The organism is Streptomyces sp. NRRL F-5122 (assembly GCF_001507435.1).
GTDB classification, from domain to species: domain Bacteria; phylum Actinomycetota; class Actinomycetes; order Streptomycetales; family Streptomycetaceae; genus Streptomyces; species Streptomyces lannensis.
Genome location: NZ_LMWH01000302.1, coordinates 155,260 through 173,195, shown reverse-complemented (window position 1 = coordinate 173,195; position 17,936 = coordinate 155,260). Strand labels below are relative to the sequence as shown.

Annotated in this window: 9 protein-coding genes and 1 tRNA gene; 3 read left to right on the top strand and 7 right to left on the bottom strand. The window is 72.1% G+C overall.

From position 1 onward, the window contains the following. Positions 1-9: 9 nt before the first annotated feature. Both ADL25_RS44265 and ADL25_RS44260 read right to left on the bottom strand, forming a co-directional pair. The gene (locus ADL25_RS44265) at positions 10-3,123 is read right to left on the bottom strand and encodes an AfsR/SARP family transcriptional regulator (RefSeq protein ID WP_059133625.1); all 3,114 of its coding nucleotides are present in this window, start codon (positions 3,121-3,123) and stop codon (positions 10-12) included. Positions 3,124-3,597: 474 nt separating this feature from the next. Continuing rightward, positions 3,598-4,509 carry a glycosyltransferase family 2 protein gene (locus ADL25_RS44260; RefSeq protein WP_079051036.1) on the bottom strand — a complete coding sequence of 304 codons (912 nt, stop codon included), beginning with the start codon at positions 4,507-4,509 and terminating at the stop codon, positions 3,598-3,600. Between the two features lie 623 nt (positions 4,510-5,132). Between ADL25_RS44260 and ADL25_RS44255 the strand changes: the two genes are divergently transcribed. Both ADL25_RS44255 and ADL25_RS44250 read left to right on the top strand, forming a co-directional pair. Continuing rightward, positions 5,133-5,963, top strand: a complete 831-nt coding sequence (locus tag ADL25_RS44255; RefSeq protein ID WP_059133624.1) for a TrmH family RNA methyltransferase — start codon at positions 5,133-5,135, stop codon at positions 5,961-5,963. A gap of 411 nt (positions 5,964-6,374) precedes the next feature. Next, positions 6,375-7,466, top strand: a complete 1,092-nt coding sequence (locus tag ADL25_RS44250) for a lipase/acyltransferase domain-containing protein (RefSeq protein WP_059133623.1) — start codon at positions 6,375-6,377, stop codon at positions 7,464-7,466. Positions 7,467-7,658: 192 nt separating this feature from the next. Here the strand turns inward: ADL25_RS44250 and ADL25_RS44245 are convergent, their stop codons facing one another. Continuing rightward, positions 7,659-9,872: a PQQ-binding-like beta-propeller repeat protein gene (locus tag ADL25_RS44245; protein WP_059133622.1), complete on the bottom strand. Its 2,214-nt coding sequence runs from the start codon at positions 9,870-9,872 to the stop codon at positions 7,659-7,661. A 280-nt stretch (positions 9,873-10,152) separates the two neighbouring features. Between ADL25_RS44245 and ADL25_RS44240 the strand changes: the two genes are divergently transcribed. Then, positions 10,153-10,950, top strand: a complete 798-nt coding sequence (locus ADL25_RS44240; protein ID WP_234381307.1) for an SMI1/KNR4 family protein — start codon at positions 10,153-10,155, stop codon at positions 10,948-10,950. A gap of 277 nt (positions 10,951-11,227) precedes the next feature. Here ADL25_RS44240 and ADL25_RS44235 read toward each other — a convergent pair. The 4 genes from ADL25_RS44235 to tmk form a co-directional block, all read right to left on the bottom strand. Beyond that, positions 11,228-11,304, bottom strand: a tRNA-Thr gene (locus tag ADL25_RS44235). Between the two features lie 107 nt (positions 11,305-11,411). Further along, positions 11,412-13,034 (bottom strand): alpha/beta hydrolase, encoded by a 1,623-nt coding sequence (locus tag ADL25_RS44230; RefSeq protein WP_059133620.1) that lies wholly within the window; start codon positions 13,032-13,034, stop codon positions 11,412-11,414. A 199-nt stretch (positions 13,035-13,233) separates the two neighbouring features. Then, entirely contained in the window at positions 13,234-14,439 is a 1,206-nt protein-coding gene (locus tag ADL25_RS44225) for a DNA polymerase III subunit delta' (protein WP_059133619.1), read from the bottom strand. 155 nt (positions 14,440-14,594) lie between these two features. After that, complete coding sequence (gene tmk, locus ADL25_RS44220; RefSeq protein WP_059133618.1) at positions 14,595-17,798, bottom strand: dTMP kinase; 3,204 nt, start codon at positions 17,796-17,798, stop codon at positions 14,595-14,597. Positions 17,799-17,936 lie beyond the last annotated feature (138 nt).

The following is a 17,936-nucleotide window of genomic DNA, read 5'->3' as shown; positions in this document are numbered from 1 at the left end:
CCGCCGGGCTCACCCGTCCGCCAGCAGTTCCCTGAGCTCCCCGGCAACCGGACTGTCCGTCCCGTCCAGCGCGGCGAGAGCGGTCTCCCACTGCCGGCGGGCCTCCTCGGCGTCACCCTCCGCCCGCAGGAGCAGGCCGCGCTGGTGGAGCGCGAGCCCCTTGGTGTAGCAGTCGCCATGACGGGCGGCGAGTGCCAGCAGCGCCTCGCACTCGTGCGTGGCCCGGTCCGCCTCCCCCCGCCCGCGCAGCGCCCGCACCAGCCCGAGCCGCGTCTGCGACTCGCCCTGCCAGTGCCCGTGCCCGCCGAGCACACGCAGACTCTCCTCGAAGTGCGGCAGGGCGGCGTCCGGTTCACCGAGGGTGAGATGGGCGAAACCGATGTTGCAGTGCGCGGAGTGGCGGACGACGACGTGCCCGATCCGCTCACCGATCTCCAGGCTCCGGCGGTGATGGCCGATGGCGGCCCGCGGATCCGTGTGTTCGTAGAGGTTGCCGAGATTGCTGTAGGTGATGGCCTCCTGCATCGGGTCGTTCAGCACACGTGTGTACTCCAGGCACTGGCGCAGTGCCTCGCCGGTCTCCTCGTACCGGCCGAGGCTCTCCAGGAGCAGCGCCCGGTTGTTGAGGCCGCGGCACAGGCAGGACAGGTGGTCGAGCCGCCGCCAGATCTCGAGCGCCTCGTCCAGCAGGGCCAGTGCGTCGTTCCCGTGGCCCTTCAGGAAGTGCAGCCCCGCCAGGTCCACCAGCGCGTAGGCCTCCGCGGGCGCGTCCACCAGCCGGCGCGCTCCGCGCAGCGCGGCACGCACCAGAACCTCCAGCTCCGTCACCCGTCCGCGGCGTTGGAGGTGCGAGGCAAGCCTGCGGACGAGCAGGGGCACGTGCGCGGAGGTGTCGGCGTGGCGCTCCACGAGCGCCACCATGTTCTCCAGCTCCAGGCCGAGCCAGTCGGTGGCGGCCTGCGCGGAGCCGAAGGCCGCGACGGCGGCCACGTCCGCGCGGTGCGTCCCGGGCTGTGACGGTGTCTCCCGGAGCCGGTCCTCGCGCTCCGCGCCCGGTGCGACGACGGCCTCGAAAGCCCGTGCGGCCACGGCGCTGTACCAGCGCAGGGCAAGATCGGCGGCGACGCGGTCGGTCTCCGCTGCGCCCTCACGCCTCGCGGTCTCACGGGCGAAGTCCCGGACGAGGTCGTGCGGCGTGTACCGCCCGTACGCGGTCTCCTCCAGCAGCGCGACGTCGACGAGCCGGTCGAGGGCGGCCTCGGCACGGCGTTCGTCCGTACCGAGAACGTGCGCGAGCAGGGGTGCCCCGTAGCCGGGGAGGTCGAGGACGCCGATACGGCCGAGGGCACGTGCCGCGTCCCGGTCGGCCTCCCGGTCGGAGGCGCGCAGTGCGTCGTGGGCGACGGCGAGCGACCTGCGGACGCTCAGGTCGTCGTACTCCAGGTGGTGCAGCCGCCCTTCCGTGGCGGCGAGTTGACCGGCCAGGACGTCCGGGGTGAGCGCGCGACGGGCGGCGAGGCGTGCCGCGACGACACGGAGGGCGAGCGGAAGCCGGCCCGTGAGTTCGACGAGCGGATGCCCGGCGTGCAGCCCGTCCCGGCCCGACACCGCGCGGAGGAGGGCGGCGCTTTCCTCGTCGGACAGCGGCGTGAGCGGAAACCGGTGGGCACCGTCGAGCGCGGTGAGCGGGGAGCGGCCGGTGACGATCACCGCGCAGCCCGGGCCGCCGGGCAGCAGCGGACGCACCTGGGCGGCGTTCGCGGCGTCGTCCAGGACCATCAGGGTGCGGGTGGGCGCGAGAAGCGAGCGGAGCAGCGCCGCTGCGGCGTCGGGGTGTTCGGGGATACGGCGGGGCTCGACTCCGAGGTCACGCAGCAGTGCCGTGAGTGCCTGCTCCGGGGTGAGCGGAACCCTGCCGGGCGTCGCGCCATGCAGATTGACGTAGAGCTGACCGTCGATGAAACGTTCCCGCAGGCCATGCGCGACATACAGGGCGAGTGCGCTCTTCCCGACTCCGGCCATACCGCTGAGCACGGCGACCCGGGGCGCGCCGCGTTCCAACCCGAGGAGTCGCAGGAGTTCCTCGGCCAGGGCGCCGCGCCCGATGAAATGGGCCGGCGGGCACGGAAGTTGGGCGGGGCGGGGCACGGGCGGGACGGGCCGGGCGTTCGCGGGACGGGTACCCGGTCCGCGATCGCCGTCCGCATCGTCCCCGGTTCCGGCGTCCGCAGCGCCCCCGGTCCCGTCGAGCGCGGTCGTTGCGCCCTCCGCCGCGCGGCCCGCGTCGCCCACCTCCGTGTGCTCCCGCCGTGCGCCGCCGGATCGCGTACCCTCGGCGGCCCCGCTTCGGCTTCGGGCTCCGCCACCGTCGTCCCGGAGTATCTCGAGATGGGCCTCGCGCACCGCGGCGCCCGGCTCGACACCCAGCTCCTCGATGAGACGTCCGCGCAGGTCCCGGTGGACGGCCAGCGCCTCGGCCGGGCGGCCCGTGCGATGCAGGACGAGCATCAGCAGGCGGTGGAAACCCTCCCGCAGCGGATGCTCGGCGACCAGAGCGGTCAACACCGGTACCAGACCGCCGAGTCGGGCGCCCCCGACGTGCAACTCGGCCTCACAGCGCCATTCCAGGGCGAGCAGCCGCGCCTCCGTCAGGCGCCGCACCAAAGCGCGCCCCCCGGCCTCCAGCGGCAGGCCGCAGAGCGGGGCCCCGCGCCAGAGCGCGAGCGCGGCCGTCGCCTCACGGACGGTGCGTTCCCAGTCGCCCTCGGCGTGTGCGGTGCGCGCCGCGGCGATGTGGTCCTCGAAGACGCGGACGTCCAACTCTCCGTCCTCGACCCGCAGACGGTAACCGGGGGCCACGGCGCGCAGACGCTCGGTGCCGTCGTCGCCGAGGAGGCGGCGCAGCCGGGTGACGTGGTTCTGCAGGGAGGCCTGCGCCGAGGCCGGCGGCGTCCCGCCCCACAGCGCGTCCTTGAGCGCGTCGACCGAGACGACCCGGCCCGGTTCCAGCAGCAACGCCACCAGAAGAGCCCGGGCCTTGGCACTGCCGATCGGCCGGACCCCACCGTCGGCCTCGTACACGACAGGCGGACCCAGCAGCCCGAACCGGAGCTCGTACCGCATAGCCGCTCCGCTGCCCTTCCGCGCGGCCGGAGCGCCGCGCCTGCGTCACCTTGCGGCACGACCGCCGCGTGCCGCCTCTTCACGCGGCCAGACGGCCGCGGCCCGTCGTCGACTTCACGGACTTCACATCCGCATACGACGGGTTCCAGCCGTCCGGCACGCGTCTCCTGCGGAAACCGTCCGGCTCACGGCCCCTCAGCAGCCGTTGGGCACATGTTAGCGATCCGTTGGCGTGGCCTGATGTGATCCCTTCAACGGATCTGGCCCGACGGTGCGCGCGTTGACGCGTAGCTCGGGGGAGTGTCGCCGCCGTGGCCGGATCCGGGACCACGCAGGGGCCCGGTCGGCGGAGGTGACGACCGGGCTCTTCGGCGTCCCGCGCCCGCTCGCCGGCCAGGGTCTGCCGTGGGGATCAGATCGGCCGGGAGAGACCGCGCCTTACGGTCGACGCCGGCATGATCCCGACGACGGGCCCTAGATCACCGGCGGCCGGCCGAGCCTGGTGAGCCGCCACACCGTGCGCCACCGCATGGGGCGCCGCTCCCCCGCCGAAGCCCGCACACCCTCCACGAATCCGCCGAACCACGCCTTCAGCCCGGCGACGGACCGCGTCCTCAGCAGGGTCACCGCGATCCACACACCGAGGTGGACGGGGACGAGCGGGAGGGGCAACCGCCGGCGCACGAGCCAGACTCGGTTGCGTGCCGTCACCCGGTAGTAGATGGCATGCCGCGCGGGCGAGGTCTTCGGGTGCTGGAGCAGCAGTTCGGGCGCGTACAACACCGTCCAGCCGCCGTCGACGGCCCGCCATGCGAGGTCCGTCTCCTCGTGTGCGAAGAAGAACTCCGCGGGCCAGTCGCCGGTCTCCGCGAGCATCGCCATCGACAGGGCGTGGCCACCGCCGAGGAAGCCGGTCACCGGGCCGCCGCGCAGCGGGTCGGCGGCCCCCACCCGCGGCACGTGCCGTCGCTGGGTCTCACCGTGCTCGTCGGCGATGCGGAACCCGACGATGCCGAGCCTCGGCTCGGCGGCGTACAGATCCCGTACACGGCGCAGCACGTCGGCGTCGACGAGCAGCCCGTCGTCGTCGAGTTCCACCACGACGTCGACGTCCCCGAACTCCCGCAGCCGGGCGAGGGCCACGTTGCGGCCGCCCGGGCAGCCGAGATTCTCGTCCACCTCCACACAGGTGACCTCACCGGGCAGGCCGAGGCGATCGGCGAACTCGGGAAGAGGACAGCCGTTGCCGACGACAACGATGCGGGAGGGGGCGAGGTCCTGCTTGGCCACGGACGTGAGGAGGGCGTCGACCTCGGTGGGCCTGTTGCCCATGGTCACGACGGCGACCGCGACACGAGGTCCCGGCTCCCGCTCCGCCTGCGACACGACACCCTCCCCATCCCGGCCGACGACTGTGGCGCGATGCTAACCGTTAACCAAGAGGACGTCTCAAAGACGCCGGTTCTCCTCGCCCTGGATGATTTTCAGGTACGAGTACGGGTTCGCGCCATCCCTGTCACCACGGAACACGCCCGTCTTTCGCCGCGCGCACCGCTGCGCCCCCGTCAGCCCACCCCGGCCTACCGGCGGTTCCAGTGCGGAGGGCGGACCGAGGCGCCTGTGCAGGGTGCCGGCAGGTGGCGGTCCGAAGCGTCCGAGACGGGGGCCGGCGCGCGGCCGCAGCGGTCCGCATTCCCGTCCCGCCACCGTCTCCACAGGCCCCGCATTCCACCCCTCTTCCCGTCCGCCGTCCGGAACGGGAATCGATGAATTCCCCGGCGAATGCAACTCGCCCCGGTACGCGAGCCCGGCCCGCGGAATTCGCCCCGGGCCGGACCGCCTTGCGGCCGCGCCCGGCGCAAGCGGCCGGGCCGGAAGGCCGGTTGACGGGCGCGGAGCAGGCCTCCGACGGGTCCGGTACCCTGGCCACGACCGCGCGCAGCACACAGGAAACACGAGAAAGGGGGCGGAGGATCGGGGCCGGAAAGGCGCCGTGATTCCCACCGCCGATGCCGTCCATCCCGAGGGTTGGTTCGCCCAAGGAAATCTCCAGCCCGAGCAACCCTCATGTAAAGGAACTCGCCGCCCTCCGCCGCCGGCGGAACAGGCAGAATTCCGGAGTGACCCTCGTGGAGGGTTATGAGGAACTGGATCTCGCCCTGCGGGCCGGCGTCCGTCCCCGTGAGCTGTACTACTGCCCCGCACTGACCGGCGGGTCCGACCCGCGCGACGTCGTGGCCCGGGCCGCCGAGCGCGGATCAGCCCTGTTCAGCCTCAGCCGGCAGGCCTTCGACAAGGCCGCCTACCGGGAGGGTCCGGACGGCTGGCTCGCCGTCGTACCGGACATCGAGACCGATCTGTCCCGTATCGAGGTCGACGACCGGGCCCTCTTCCTCATCTGCGAGAGCGTCGAGAAGCCGGGCAATCTCGGCTCGATGCTGCGCACCGCGGACGCGGCGGGCGTGACCGCCGTCATCTCGGCCAATCCCGTGACGGACTGGGGCAATCCCAACGTGATCCGGGCCAGCAAGGGCACCGTCTTCGCCGTCCCGATCGCCTCGGCCGAGTCGGTGGACGTCGTGCGCTGGCTCGCAGAGCACTCGGTGAACGTCGTCGCCACGACCCCCGACACGGACCTCATGATGGCGGACGTCGACATGACCGGGCCCACGGCGATCCTCGTCGGCAGCGAGAAGTACGGCCTGTCGGACCAGTGGCTGGCGGGCCGCCACACCAAGGCGAAGATCCCGATGTTCGGTCAGGTGGACTCGCTCAACGTGGCGGTGTCGGCCGCCCTCTTCACCTACGAGGCCGTGCGCCAGCGCATGGCGTCCCGGTAGCGCCGGGGCAGGTGCGGACAAGCACCGGTGTCACCGCCCGGGGCCCACGGGCCCGGATGGCGATCGGCCGGGGCGGAGGTCACACTGGCGTGACGGCCGGCCACGGTGGGTGACCGCCCGTACGTCCGGATGGGTCGGGCCTGCTCTCCCACCGGTCGCCACACGGAGGGGATCCCTGTCCGCGTGTGCCGCAGTGCCTCCGCGAGGAGCGGCGACCGCAACCACGATGGGACGGTGTCGGATGCGTGAGGCGTCCTGGCTTCGCATCGTGCTCGCCGCGCTGGTCGTACTGACCCTGTTTCCCGGCACGGCCGGTGCGTCCCCGCCGGGCAGGACACCTGTCGTGCTGTTTCCCGCGTTCCATCTGACCAAGCTCCAGGTCGTCGTCGATCACCAGACGGCGGCGCCGGGATGCCCGCGGTCGGCAGCTTCGAGGACTGGTACCGCAACGATCACCCGAGCCGGACATTCAGCCAGCTCTGCCAGGACAGGCTGCTGACACTGCGGTGCGACGCGAACCCCTCGAAACCGATGGCCTCACGCTTCTCGAACGCGCCCGGGGTCGACGTACGGCTCCTCGCCTACGGCAGGACGGACAGCGCATCCTTCTACGAGCCGCTCTACCGGGCACTGGAGGCCCACGGCTACCGCCGGAACACCGACATCCGCGTCGCCGGCTACGACTCCCGGCTCACCCCGGACATGGGCGGCTTCCTCGAGCGGACCCGGGAACTCATCGAGAAGACCTACCAGGACAACGGCAACCGGCCGGTCCACCTGGTCGGCCACTCGAACGGCCCGCTCTACGCGCAGTACCTGCTCACCCATATGCCGCGCGCCTGGCGGGACACGTACATCCAGGGGTTCACTCCGATCGCGGGCAACTTCCCCGGACAGGGCCTGCTGTACCCGGTCCTGTTCACCGGCCTCGACATCCAGGACTTCGGTTATCCGACGACCAAGGAGAACGCCGAGAGCAGCGCGCGTCTGTACCGGAGCGCGCCGTCGAGCTACATGAGTGCGTCCGACCCCAGGATCTTCAAGAACCGTGAGGTCGTCGTCCAGGACACCTCGACCGGCCGCAGCTACACACCGCGCGACTACCCGGAACTGTTCGCCGACGCGGGGATGCCGACGGCCAGGGAGATCACCGACCACTACATCGGTTTTGTCCACTTCGCCGACGCGCGGTCCTTCCCCGACGTGGATGTGTACGCGGAGCGGGGATCAGGGCTCCCCACGGTGGTGGGCGCACGCCTGCCGAACCTGTCCGCCGGGCAGATCGCGCAGTCCGGCCGATTCCTGTACCGGGACGGCGACGGCAACCAGGAGGACATCACCAACGAAGCGGTCCTGGCCTGGCGGGCCATGGCCTGCCATCGCTTCGGCCTCACCGACAACCCGGGCGTTGACCACTTCTCGCTACCGGGAGACCGGCACCTGCTCGACCGACTGCTCGCCCATCTGGCGCAGCCGCGCTCGGACTGTCCGGCCGGCGGCTGACGCTCGGCGCACCCGACCGCCGGCCGGTGGTCGGCCGACGGTCGGCTTGCTCCGGCGGGCCGGGCCCACGCCCCCGGGCCCGGTCGGTCGGTCCCTGCGTTCCGCGCGGAGATCCGGTTGATGTGCGTCTTCACCGTGGCCCGGCCTCGTCCCCGGTCGGGCGAGACCGGCTCGCCCGGCGTCCGCGGAGCACTACGGCAGGTCGATGCCTGCCACGATGCCGTTCTGGTCGCCGACGACCAGGATCTCGCCGACGATCGCCGGTGTGCTGAAGGAGTACGCCAGGCTGTGCTGGAGGCGTCCCCGCGGTGTCCCGTCGGTCAGGTCGACTCCGAGCAGCCGACCGTCGACCGACTGGGCCCACGCCGTGGCACCGTTGACCACCACGCCGGCGTTGAAGACGCGTACGGCCAGGTCGGTCCGCCAGCGCTCGGCACCCGTCGCCAGGTCGATCCGGGACATCACGCCCCACTCCGTGGTCAGCAGCGCCGATCCGTCGCCGAGGAGCACGGCCGGCGCGTACATCGCGCTACCGGCAAGCTTCCAGAGCACCGCGCCCGTGGCCGCACTCAGCCCCCAGGAACCGGCGACCGACCCGACGACCACAACACCGCCGTCGACCGCAACAACGTTGTCCCAACCGCTGTAGAGAGCCACGTGGTTCTCGGTGCCCGTCGCCATGGCGAAGGCCCACAGTTCCTCTCCCGTCGTGGCGTCGTGGGCACGCGCGTAGCCGTCGTCCGCGGCCGTGTAGACCCGCAGGCCGTCGGAGGCGGCCCGGCCCGACGAGAATCCTCGGTCCGGCACCGACCAGAGGCGATGTCCGCTCCGCGCGTCCACCGCGAACAGTGACCGCCCCGCGGAGAAAAACACCCTTTCCTCGCCGTCGACTTCAGCGACCAGAGGCGCACTGAGCACCGGTGCTCCCGCCTCGAAGCGCCACTTCTCGTGGCCGTCGGCCGCCCGCAGCGCATAGAGCCGGTGGTCCGACGACGGAACGAAGAGGGTGCGGGCCGCGGCGTCGACCGCGGGCCTCCGGTACACCGGGCCCACCTGCGCGGACCACAGACGGGAGGGAGACCCGTGCCCGTCGGGGCGCAGTGCGACCACCGTGCCGCCGGAGGACCCGGCCACCACCGCACGCCGGGAGCCGGAACCGATCACGGCGATGCCACCCTGAACCGCGCCGGGCAGCCGGTACCGCCACCGTGCTCGGGGGTCGGCGGCGGTGCGGTCCATCTCGAACCGCGCGGTGTCCTCCCACCAGGTTCCGTCCGCGCCGGTGACCTGGAGGCGCAGGCGCTGGCTGCCCGGTGCGAGCGAAGAGACGTCGATCGAGCCGTTCCACTCGTGTCCCTCCCCGGCAGAGAGGTTCTGCCACACCGGCGTGGACGTCCCGCCGAAGACACTCTGCGGATAGAGGTCGACCGCCACTCGGGCGGGCCGGGCCGCCGACTGAACCTTGACCGTGACCGGCAGACGCCCGGCGGCGACCTTGCCGAGGGCGACCTGCTGCGGGCGCTGCGCGCGGCCGGGACCTTCACCGGCGAGCGGCAAGGCCGTCACGGGTACTTCGGTCTCCGTCCCGTCGGCGGCGACGTTGATCCGGCTCACCCGGAGCACCGGCGTACCGTCGGCGGACCGCTGCCGCTCGACCCAGTAGTACAGAGCGCCGTTCTTCACCGCGTTGAGCCCGACCTGGGTGAGGCCGTTGAACCCGGTGACCACTTCCCTGTGGATATGGCCCGCGAAGATGCCACGGACGTTGTGGTCGGCGAGCACGTCCAGCACGGCGGTCTGGTCGTCGGCGTAGTAGAAGGTGTTGCCCAGCGGGAAGTGCTGGAAGAGCACCGCGGGCGTACCCGGCCGCATCCGCCGCAGATCGTCCTCCAGCCAGTTCAGCCCACCCGGACCGTAGTGCCCGGGTTCCTGGAGGACCTGGGTGGGGTCGAAGCCGATGAAGTGGACCCCGCCCGCGTCGAAGGAGTACGGGGCCGGGCCGAAGTGCGAGTGGTACTCCTCCTTGGCGGACGGATCCCAGCGCACGTCGTGGTTCCCGGGTGAGTAGTGCATCTTGCCGTGCAGCTCGGGCGGGAGGATCTCGGCGTAGCGGTCGAACTCGTCGGGCCGCCCGGTGTCGGTGATGTCCCCGCAGTGCAGCACGAGATCCGGGGTACGGGCGGCGATCGAGGCCCATACCTGGGTCAGCCACTGCGTGGTCTGGGGCGAACCCACATTCACGTGTGTGTCCGTCACCAGCGCGAAACGCAGGGGCGAGTCCGGATCGTTCGCAGGAGAGGCATGTGCCGGTGCGGCCGCCGCCGGTGCGGCACCCAAGAGGGAGCCGATCCCGGCCGCAGTCAGCGTGGCACCCGCCGCGAGTCCGAGAAAGTCACGACGCCCCACATGGGCGTGACGGCACTCATCATGAAGGCTGAACAAGATGTCCCCGATCGAACAGGTTCATTGACGGGGCACAGAGTGATCCGACCGGGCGACGGAGCCGTGGATTTGGATGGTCCACGAACGCAACAACCAGTGGCCCCGGCACGATCCACCCGCGGGCTCGGCCCTCCCATCGGGGTCCTCCCGAAGTCCTCGGCGTATGCGCGTACTCGCTGCCGCAGCGCATCAGGCGCGTAGGCCTGCGCGGGGGTTGTCAGTGCGGTGCGCTTCACTGTTCGCTGTGGAGCTCACCCAAACGACCGTCAACGACCTGCTGGCCCGGCTCGGCCCGGGCGACGGCCATATGTACCTGCCGGACGACCTGGACCCGCAGGCTCTGACCGACCTGCTCGACGGCAGGTACGGCGCCCCGCGCACCCTCGTCCTCGACGGTTTCACCGACCCGACGGTCGACGAGTCCAAGGGCGCGGCTCTCCTCGCCCCCTTCGAGGGCCGGGCCGTCAAGATCCGGGCGTGGGCGTACGGGGACCAGTGGGTCGGCACGGGTACGGCGCGGGACACCGGGGGAGTCGAGCGCCCGGTGCTGGTGGTCGCTCACCGGGAGGTGCCGGAACCCCTGGCGGTCGCTCCGGACGAGGACGTCGACTGGATGGAGCGGCTCAAAGGGATCACCGGCTGGACACAGCCCGCCCGGCGGCCGGACATGGACTGGACGGAGGTGGAGTCACGCCTGGGCACTGCGCTGCCGAGCGACTACAAGCGCATGGTCGAAACGTTCGGCGAGGGCGCCTTCGACGGATATCTGGACCTGAACCAGGAGCCGTGGCCGGGTCTCAGGGAGGACGGCCTGCTCATCTGGGCCGGCACTGAGCACGAGGACCTGTACTGCTGGCGGGCCGACGGCGACGACCCCGATCGTTGGCCCGTCGTGGTCCGGTCCTTCGACGGCAAGGACGTCCCCTTCGACTGCCGGGCCGCGGAGTTCGTCTGCCGCATTCTCGTCGACCCGCATCACCGCTTCACGATGGCCCGCTATTTCGACACCCACTGGTTCATGAACTACCGGCAGAGCGACTGACCGGATCCCCGTGGCCAACGGCATCCGCAGCCGACTCGGCCGGAGCCTTCGGGGAACAGGGCAGAAACGCTCGTCCGCCACGACAGACTCGCGGCGATCCACAGCGACGTGAGGCGCCACCGGAGAGCTGCGACAAGAGCATGTCACCCGACCTGAACTAGCTGGGCGTGGACATGCCTACGTTCATACACATCGGCACCGCCCGTGCGCGGCGGCGTCGCCGCATCCGCTGAACGCAAAAACCCCAGCTCAGAGTCACTCTGGGCTGGGGTTTGGGTGGAGCCGCTTTCGGGATTCGAACCCGAGACCTACGCATTACGAGTGCGTTGCTCTGGCCATCTGAGCTAAAGCGGCGCGCTGTCCGCACTATGGTGCGATCAGCAACGTCGGTAAGTCTACACAGTTTCCCAGGGTGCTCCGACCATGCCTCCCGGGCGCCGCACAGCAGTGTGCCACAGCACCTATGAGCAGCGCTTTCCGTCCTCCGGTGGCGTGCCCCGCAGGAGATAGGTGTCGACCGCCGCCTCGATGCACTTGCTGCCGCGGCCGTAGGCCGTATGGCCGTCGCCCTCATAGGTGAGCAGCCTGCCGGAGGAGAGTTGGGCGGCCAGGGACTGCGCCCAGGGGTACGGAGTCGCCGGGTCGCGAGTCGTACCCACCACCAGGATCGGCGCGGCCCCCTTGGCCTCGATGCGGTGTGCCTGTCCGGTCGCCTTGACCGGCCAGTACGCGCAGCTCAGTGACGCCCAGGCCAGCCCTTCCCCGAACACCGGTGACGCCTTCTCGAACGACGGGAGCGCCCGTTCCACGTCCTGCGGGCTCGAGAACGCCGGTGGCAGGTCCAGACAGTTCACGGCCGCGTTCGCGAACATGAGGTTCGCGTACTTGCCGTCCGCGCCCCGCTCGTAGTAGCTGTCCGACAGCAGGAGCAGTCCGGCGCCGTCGTTCTTCTTCATCGCCGAGGTCAGCGCCACCCGCAGTTGGGGCCAGGCCGCCTGGTCGTACATCGCGGCGATCACTCCGGTGGTGGCGATGGCCTCGCTGAGCTTGCGGCCGCTCGTGTCGCCGGTGGGGATGGGGGACGCGTCGAGCTTCTTGAAGAACGCCTTGAGGTTGTCGCCCACCCGCGCGGGCGGGGTGCCCGGTCCGCCCAGCGGGCAGTTCGCCTGCCGTACGCAGTCCTTGGCGAAGGACTGGAACGCCGTCTCGAAGCCCGCCGTCTGGTCCTCGTTGAGCCGGAGCGCCGAGATGGACGGGTCCATCGCGCCGTCGAGCACCAGGCGGCCGACCCGCTCCGGGAACAGCCCCGCGTACGTCGCCCCGAGGAACGTCCCGTACGAGGCTCCGACGTAGTTCAGCTTCTGGTCACCGAGCACCGCCCGCAGGATGTCCATGTCGCGGGCCACCTCGACCGTGGACACATGGCGCAGCAGGTCCGCCGACTGCCGGCCGCAGCCCTCCGCGAACCGCTGGTACGCATCGACCAGCAGGTTCTTCTCCTTCTGGTCGTCGGGGGTCATGTCTGTCTGCGCATAGGCGTCCATGCGGGGCCCGTCGAGGCACTCGATCGGCTCGCTGCGGGCCACACCGCGCGGGTCGAAGGCGACCATGTCGTAGCGGGCCCGGATCTCCGCGGGATAGCCGATCCCGGCGTACTGCTGCAGATAGCCGACCGCCGACCCGCCCGGCCCGCCCGGGTTCACCAGCAGGGAGCCGAGCGGCTTGCCCTGACCCGCGGCCTTCTTGCGGGTGACGGCCAACTTCACGTCCCCGGAGGCGGGTTTGCCGTAGTCGCGGGGGGCCTTCATCGTGGAGCACTCGAAACCGGCCGCTCCGCAGCTGTGCCAGATCAGCTTCTGCGCGTAGTACGGGGCGAGCACCGACGGCGTCGACCGTGGCAGCGCGGCCAGCGCCACCTCCGCCGTGGTGGTCGTCGAACTCCCCGACGAACAGGCCGAGATGAGCAGCGCGGTGGCGGCCAGCAGGGTACCGCGCGTCCGTGTCGGGCGGAACGGGCGCAGGAGCGACAGGAGGCGGGAGGGGTGGGGACGGCGGGACGGTCCGGGAATGCGCCTGATGTGCATCTGGTGAGCGTAACCCTGAGCGATCAATTGGTCACGTTAGGTGGAATAGCCACTTCGTACGAGTGATCGCGTCGGTCTGCGGCGAGCCGTTTCCGCCTGTCCCGGGCTCGCCGCCGTCCTGCCGCCTCCGCTGCCCGGTCGGCTCTCACCGCCACGACCGGGAACGCGCTCCCCGGCGTACCTCTCCGCCCTCGGCGCCTCACCCCGCCCGCAGCGCCATCGTCATCGCCTCCACCGCCAGCAGGGGCGCCACATTGCGGTCCAGGGCGTCCCGGCATGCGGCGATCGCCTCGATACGGCGCAGTGTCGACTCCGGGGTGCTGCCACGGGCCAGTCGGTCCAGGGCGTCCTCGGTGTCCGTGTTCGCCAGGGCCACGCGGGAGCCGAACTGGAGGGCGAGGACGTCGCGGTAGAAGCCCGTGAGATCGCTGAGTGCCTGGTCCAGGCTGTCGCGCTGGGTGCGGGTCCTGCGGCGTTTCTGCTTCTCCTCCAGCTCCTTCATCACACCCGCGGTGCCGCGTGGCATCCGGCCGCCCTGAACCGCGCCGAGTGCCGCCTTCAGCTCCTCGGTCTCCTTGACGTCGATCTCCTCCGCCAGCTCCTTGGAGTCCTCCGTGGCCGCGTCGACCAGCTCCTGAGCGGCTCTGAGGCAGGCTCCGACGTCATCGACCCGCAGCGGGAGTCGCAGTACCTCGGCGCGCCGTGCGCGGGCCCGCTCGTCCGTGGCCAGCCGGCGGGCGCGGTCGACATGGCCCTGGGTGGCGCGGGAGGCGGCCGACGCGATCCCCGGCTCGATGCCGTCGCGCCGCACCAGCGTGTCCGCGACCGCCTCCACGGAGGGAGTGCGCAGATTCAGGTGGCGGCAGCGGGAGCGGATCGTCGGCAGCACATCCTCCAGGGACGGGGCGCACAGCAGCCACACCGTCCGCGGAGCGGGTTCCTCGACGGCCTTCAGGACCGCGTTGGCCGATTTCTCGTTCAGACGCTCGGCGTCCTCGACCAGAATGACCTGCCAGCGGCCGTTCGCCGGCGATGTGAACGACTTGCGTACCGTGTCACGCATGTCGGCGGCGAGGATCTGGGCGCCCACGGCGGCGACGGTCGTCACGTCCGCATGGGTGCCGATCAGGGCGGTGTGGCAGCCGTCGCAGAAGCCGCAGCCCGGAGCGCCTCCGAGCGCACGGTCCGGGCTCACGCACTGGAGCGCCGCGGCGAACGCCCGCGCCGTCTGCGAGCGCCCCGCGCCTGGCGGCCCCGTGAACAGCCAGGCGTGCGTCATCCTCGAGGCCTCGGGCAGCGGCCCGTCGGCGGCGGCCGCGGTGACCAGGGCGTCGGCGTCACGCGCAGCCGCGTCGAGCTGCTCGCTCACCTTCTCCTGGCCCACCAGGTCGTCCCACACCGTCACGGGACACCGCCCTTCCCTCGCACTTCGCCCTTCCGGCGTCCATTGTGCGGCCCGCCACTGACATCACGCGGACGCACCGGCAGGGAGCAGGCCGGCGACATCGCCGGGACGAACGGCGGCGCCGTGCCGTGGCACACGCCGCCGGCGTCTCCGTCTCAGCGGCGCCGTCCGCGCCCCGGGCCGTCGTTCCAGTCCTCGTCCTCCTGCGGGCCGAGCAGCTCGTCCGCCAGGGTCGGAAGGTCGTCCAGCGGCGTCTCCTCCGCCCAGTCCGGACGGGAACGGCGCTGGGGACGGCCGCCCGCGTCCATCTGCGGCAGCTCGCGCGTGCGGTCCTCGGCCCCGTCCGGTCGCGGCGCCGGACGCTCGTCGCGGAAGAAGCCCGGCGGCACCCGGTCCGAAGGATCGGCGGCATCGGCGTCCCGTACGGGCGGCAGCACCGCCGTCTCGTCCGCCGCGCCAGGCACCACGGGCGGCAGCACCGCCGTCTCGTCCGCCGCACCCGGCACCACAGGCGGCTTCGGCAGTTTCGCCGTGGTCTCCGCTTCGGTCTCCCGCGGGCGCACCGGCGGCAGGACGGCGTTCTCGTCCGCCGGCCGGCCCGGAGCGTCGTCCGGCGTCACGATCGGCGTCGGAACCGTGATCTCGCTGTCCGGCGAGGCCTCGGTGGGGGAAGCCGCGCCGGCCTCGGTGGGAGCGGACGAGGCACCCCCCGTTGCGCCGGAGCCGACCGGACCCGACACCGCCGTGGCGGCCGAAGCCGCCGCCTCCGAAGCGGCCCGGCGTGCCTCCTCGGCCCGCAGCAGCGCCTCCTCGGCCCTCCGCTGCTTCTCCAGCCGGCGCGCGTCGGCCTCGGCCCGAAGCCGCGCCTCGTCCTCGGCCTGCTTGCGCCGCCGCTCCTCCTCGGCGCGCCGACGCGCCTCCTCGGCCGCCCGCGCCTGTTCCTCCGCGAGCAGCCGCGCCTGCTCCTCCTCGGCACGCCGACGGGCTTCCTCGGCCCGCAGCCGGGCCTCCTCGGCCTGCCGCTCGGCCTCGCGGCGCTGCGCCTCCTCCAGCTCGTGCCGCTTGCGCTCCTCCTCCTCGGCGCGCAGCCTGGCGAGCTGCTCCTTGCGCTCGCGCTCCAGCCGCTCTTCCTCGGCCTTGCGCTCGGCCTCCTCCTCGGCCCTGCGCAGAGCCTCCTCCTCGGCCTTCCTGCGCGCCTCCTCCTGGGCCGCCACTTCGGCCTCGGACAGCGGAAGCATCTGGTCGAGCCGGTGCCGGATCACGGTGGTGACCGCCTCGGGCTCCTGCCCGGCGTCGACGACCAGATAGCGGCCGGGGTCCGCCGCGGCCAGCGTGAGGAATCCGGAGCGCACACGCGCGTGGAACTCGGCCGGCTCCGACTCCAGCCGGTCGGGAGCCTCCGTGAACCGCTCGCGCGCCGTCTCGGGCGCCACGTCCAGCAGGACGGTCAGATGGGGCACGAGACCGTTGGTCGCCCACCGGTTGATGCGGGCGATCTCCGTCGGGGACAGATCGCGACCCGCCCCTTGGTAGGCCACGGACGAGTCGATGTACCGGTCCGAGACCACGACCGCGCCCCGTTCCAGGGCCGGCCGGACGACCGTGTCCACGTGCTCAGCACGGTCCGCCGCGTACAACAGCGCCTCCGCGCGATGCGACAGACCGGCGCTGGAGACGTCCAGCAGGATCGACCGCAGCCGCTTCCCGACCGGTGTCGCGCCGGGCTCCCGGGTCAGCACCACCTCGTGTCCCTTGCCGCGGATCCATTCGGCGAGCGCCTCGGCCTGGGTGGACTTGCCGGCGCCGTCGCCGCCCTCCAGGGCGATGAAGAATCCGTTCGTGCCCGGCGCCTCCACCGGGTCGTCCCCCCCGCGCAGCGCATCACGCAGGTCGTGCCGAAGCGGCACTCCGGAGCGGTCGTCCGCCTTGGCGAGGACGAACGCGGCCACGGGCAGCAGCAGCGCGCCGACCAGCATCAGCGTGAACGAGGCACCGCCGTGCGCGAAGACGAACCTGCCGTTCTCCAGCCGGTGCGGTCCGATCGCGCCCGCCACGACCGGGGCCACCAGCGCGCCCAGGGCCACGACGACGCGGACGACGGCGTGCAGATGCTCGGTCGTCCGCGTCCGCCGGTGGTCCTCCGCCTCCTGGTCGAGCAGCGTGTGCCCGGTGTTGGCGGCGACACCGGCGCCGACGCCCGCGAGCGCCACGATGAACAGCACGGTGGAGACGTCCGGGACCAGCCCCGCGGCGAGCAGCGCGACGCCGGTGAAGGCGGTCGCCAGCGCGAGCAGCCGGCGCCGCGACAGCGACGGCAGCATGCGGGGCGCCGTACGGATGCCGACCGCGGCGCCGCCGGTCAGCGCGAGAACCAGCAGGCCGTACAGCACCGGGCCGCCGCCCAGGTCCTTGGCCTGCAGGACGCAGACGGCGACGACCGCCGCGACCGCCCCGGCGACGGCGGCGCAGGCGAGCACCAGTAGCGGTATGGCGCCCGTGCGGCCCTTGTCGGCGCCCGTGCCCGTCCGGGGAAGGCGCAGTCCCTCCAGCGGAGACCGCGGGCGCGGAGTGCGGGTGTCGGGCAGTTCGAGGGAGGTGACCACCGAGAGCGAAGCGGCGAACAGACCGGCCGCCACGTACGAGGCGAGGGCCACCTGGTGCTGGTCGAACCAGGCGAGGCCGGTCCCCAGCAGGTTGTTCACCAGCGACACGACGACGAGTCCGGCGGCGGCCAGCGGGACCGCCATGAATCCCGTGCGCAGCGACAGGCGCCGCAGAGCGTCCATGTGGTCCGGCAGCGGGCGCACGGTCGCGCCCTCCAGGGGCGGCGCGGGCAGCAGGGCGGGCGCCGCGCTCTCGCGGCACACGGCCCAGAACCGCTCGGCGACACCCGTCAGGAAGGCCGTGACCAGCAGAACCGGAAGCGCGTTGTCCGGGGTCCAGTCGATCCACAGCGGGGCGACGATCAGCAGGGCCGCCCGCAGTCCGTCCGCTCCGACCATGGTCCAGCGGCGGTCGAGGGGACCCTCCTGGGACGTCAGCGCGCTCAGCGGACCGAGCAGGACGGCTCCGAAGAGCAGGGTGGCGAGGAGTCGCGCGCCGAAGACGGTCGCGATCGCGAACGCCACACCCCGGTAGCCGCCGCCGAAGGAGCCGGCGGCGATGGCCGCCTGAAGAACGAGCGTGACCAGGACGAGCAGGGCGAGGAAGTCGCCGACACCCCCGACGAGCTGGGCACTCCACAACCGCTTCAGCTGCGGCCGGCGCAGCAGAGCACGGACGGCGCGCTCACGGGAGTCGGCGACGAGGGCGTCGTCGGGGGCCGGGTGGTGGGCCGTTGGCTGCTCGGCTCGCGTCATGCTTTCAGCCTATCGGCAGCGGCGGACGACCCGGGGCAGCCGCCCGAACGTACGCCCGCCCCGACACCAAACTGATGCCTGGGCGGGCGTCGTGCGAAGCCCGCGCGACGGCCTCGGCCGCCGGCTGCGGACCAGGTG